General features: G+C 72.0%; 3 protein-coding genes. 2 read left to right on the forward strand and 1 reads right to left on the reverse strand.

Annotation, left to right across the window (positions count from 1 at the left end):
* On the reverse strand, positions 1-903 hold a 903-nt coding region (locus tag ROTAS13_RS21895), incomplete at its 3' end, for a branched-chain amino acid ABC transporter permease (protein WP_139323487.1).
* 311 nt (positions 904-1,214) lie between these two features.
* On the opposite strand from ROTAS13_RS21895, the gene ROTAS13_RS21900 reads away from it, so the two are divergent.
* Positions 1,215-2,642 (forward strand): FAD-binding oxidoreductase, encoded by a 1,428-nt coding sequence (locus tag ROTAS13_RS21900; protein ID WP_075823418.1) that lies wholly within the window; start codon positions 1,215-1,217, stop codon positions 2,640-2,642.
* A 25-nt stretch (positions 2,643-2,667) separates the two neighbouring features.
* Positions 2,668-3,136: dihydroxyacetone kinase subunit DhaK (locus ROTAS13_RS21905; protein WP_171979201.1), on the forward strand; the 469-nt coding region annotated here is incomplete at its 3' end.

Genomic DNA, 3,136 nt, shown 5'->3' on the forward strand with positions numbered 1-3,136 from the left:
CCTTACGGTGGAGCTGTGCGTAGATGTGATCAAGAGACAGCCGAGCAGCCCGTTCGGGCGCAGCACCAGCACCGCCGCCATCACCAGGAAGACCAGCACCAGCGTGCTCTGCGGCAGCAGCGCCACGCCGAAGGCCTGCAGCACGCCGATCAGCAGGCTGGCCAGGAAGGCGCCCGCCAGGCTGCCCAGCCCACCCACCACCACGACCACGAAGGCTTCGGTGATCACCGACAGGTCGATCTGGAGGTTGGCCGAGGCATTGGGCAGGGACAGCGCGCCGCCCAGCCCGGCCAGCCCGGCGCCCAGGGCGAAGACCGAGGTGAAGAGCAGGCGCTGGTTCACGCCCAGCGCCGCCGCCATTTCCCGGTCCAGCGTCGCGGCGCGCAGCAGCGTGCCCCAGCGCGTCCGGTGCAGCAGCAGCCAGAGCAGGCCCAGCACCACCGGCCCGGCCGCGATGAGCAGCAGGTCGTAGAAGGGAAAGCGGCTGCCGGCGATCTCCACGAAGCCGCGCATCCAGCGCGGGCGGGGCAGGGAAAGCTCCGCCGGGCCCCAGAGGCGCAGCGTGAGGTCCTGCAGGATCAGCACCACGCCGAAGGTGGCCAGCAACTGGAACAGTTCCGGCGCCCGGTACACGCGGCGCATCACCGCCAGTTCCAGCACCGCGCCGATCAGCCCCGTGGCGAGCGCGGTGAGCAGCACGCCCAGCACGAACCATTCCGGATCGCGCGGCAGGCGCGTCAGGATGCTCCAGCCGATATAGGCGCCGAGCATGGTCAGGCTGCCATGCGAGAAGTTCACGATCCGCGTGACGCCGAAGAGGATCGTCAGGCCCGAAGCCACCAGGAAGAGCGAGGAGGCCCCGGCCAGCCCCGTCAGCAGGGTGGGCAGGAAGGTTTCGGTCATGGGCCGGATGCGTCCCGTTCAGGCATTCGGGGCACGGCCAACGGCTTTCCCCGGTGCTCCGGCAGGTCGTGGAAGGTTCCCATGCCAGTTTCGATAGCCGATGGCCTTCCCATCGTCGCCGGGCTTGCGCCGCAAATTCGCGCGGAATGCGCCGCCGCGCCGGTTCCCGTTGCGCCCTCCCGGCCCCGCCACGGTTTTCCGGTTTCCGGGCCGGGGCCTCCGGGCTGTTCCGCCATGCTCCCACCCGCATTGACGGGATGGAAGGAGGGCGGAAACCTCGCCCCCTGACCATCGGGGGGAGAAACCATCGCATGTTGCCGGACCCGGCCACCACGGCAGCCTGCTGGCCTCGTGCCGGCATCGCCACCCTTCTCCCCGCCCTGCAGGCCGCGCTGCGGGAGCCGGTGCTGACCAGCCCCGCCGCCCGTGCCCATTACGGCCATGGCGAGGCCCTGCCCGACGACGCCCCGCCCGATGCCGTGGTGCGTCCGCGCGACAACGGGGAGGTCGCCGCCGTGGCGCGCCTCTGCCACGAGGCGCGGGTGCCGCTGATCCCCTTCGGGGCCGGCACCTCGGTGGAGGGGCAGGTCGTCGCGATCCAGGGCGGCGTGACCATGGACCTGTCGCTGATGGACGCGATCCTCGACGTCTCGCCCGCCGCGCTGGACTGCCGCGTGCAGGCGGGTGTGCGGCGGCTGCGGCTCAACGAGGCGCTGCGTGGCGACGGGCTGTTCTTTCCGGTCGATCCCGGGGCGGATGCCACGCTGGGCGGCATGGCGGCCACCCGCGCTTCCGGCACCGGCGCAGTGCGCTATGGCACGATGCGCGAGAACGTGCTGGGCCTGACGGTGGTGACGGCGGATGGCCGCATCCTGCGCACCGGCACGCGGGCGCGGAAATCGGCCAGCGGCTACGATCTGACCCGCCTCTTCCTCGGCAGCGAGGGCACGCTGGGCATCATCACCGAGGTGCAGCTCCGCCTGCAGGGCCTGCCCGAGGCGGTCTCGGCCGCCACCTGCCAGTTTCCCTCCGTCGAGGCGGCGCTGGAGGTCGCGGTGGGCGTGCTGCAATCCGGTATCCCGGTGGCGCGGATGGAATTCGCCAATGCGCCGCAGATGCGCTGCTGCATCGCCTTCTCCCGCCTGGAAGGGCTGGAGGCGCTGCCGACCCTGTTCCTCGAATTCCATGGCAGCCCTGCGGCGGTGGAGGAACAGGCGCTGGCGGTGGAGGCCCTGGCGACGGGGGCCGGCGGCGGCGGCTTCGCCTGGGCGCGGCGGCCGGAGGACCGTTCCCGGCTCTGGAAGGCCCGGCACGACGCCCTGCCGGCCAACCTGGCGCATGGCCGGGGCCGCGCCCTGATGGGCACGGATGCCTGCGTGCCCATCTCCGAACTCGCCGCCTGCATCCTGGAGACGGAAGCGGATATCGCGGCGACGGGACTGGAAGCGCCGCTGATCGGCCATGTCGGCGACGGCAATTTCCACCTGGGCATCCTCTTCGACGCCGCCGTTCCGGGGGAGCGCGAGCGCGCCCAGACCCTGGCGCACCGCACCGGGGAGCGTGCCATCCGGCTGGGCGGCACGTGTTCCGGCGAGCACGGGATCGGGTTGCACAAGCTGGACCTGATGGCCAAGGAGCATGGCGGGGCGCTGGACCTGATGTGGGCCATCAAGCGGGCCTTCGATCCGCACGGGATCATGAATCCCGGCAAGCTGCTGCCGCCGTGTGACGGGGCCTGACCGGGAAGAGGAGGGAGGAGGACGCATGAAGAAGCTGGTGAACGACCCCCGCCACGTGGTGCGGGAGATGCTGGAGGGGCTGGTGGCCCTCAACCCGGCCCAGGCTCTGCTGGAGGGCGAGGATGTCGTCATCCGCGCCGGGCTGCCGGAAGCGGCACGGCGCAAGGTGGCGGTGATCTCCGGCGGCGGGGCGGGGCACGAGCCGGCCCATGCGGGCTATGTCGGGGAGGGGATGCTCTCGGCGGCGGTGACGGGCGACGTCTTCACCTCGCCGAGCACCGATGCGGTGCTGGCGGGCATCAGGGCGGTGGCGGGCCCGGCCGGGGCGCTGCTGGTGGTCAAGAACTACACCGGCGACCGGCTGAACTTCGGCCTCGCCGCCGAGCTGGCGCGGGCGGAAGGCATCCCGGCGGAGATCGTCGTGGTGGCCGACGACGTCGCCCTGCGCGCCACGGTGGAGCCGGAGCGGCGGCGCGGCATCGCCGGCACGGTGC

The organism is Roseomonas sp. TAS13, assembly GCF_001950415.1.
In the GTDB taxonomy this organism is placed as follows: domain Bacteria; phylum Pseudomonadota; class Alphaproteobacteria; order Acetobacterales; family Acetobacteraceae; genus Roseomonas; species Roseomonas mucosa.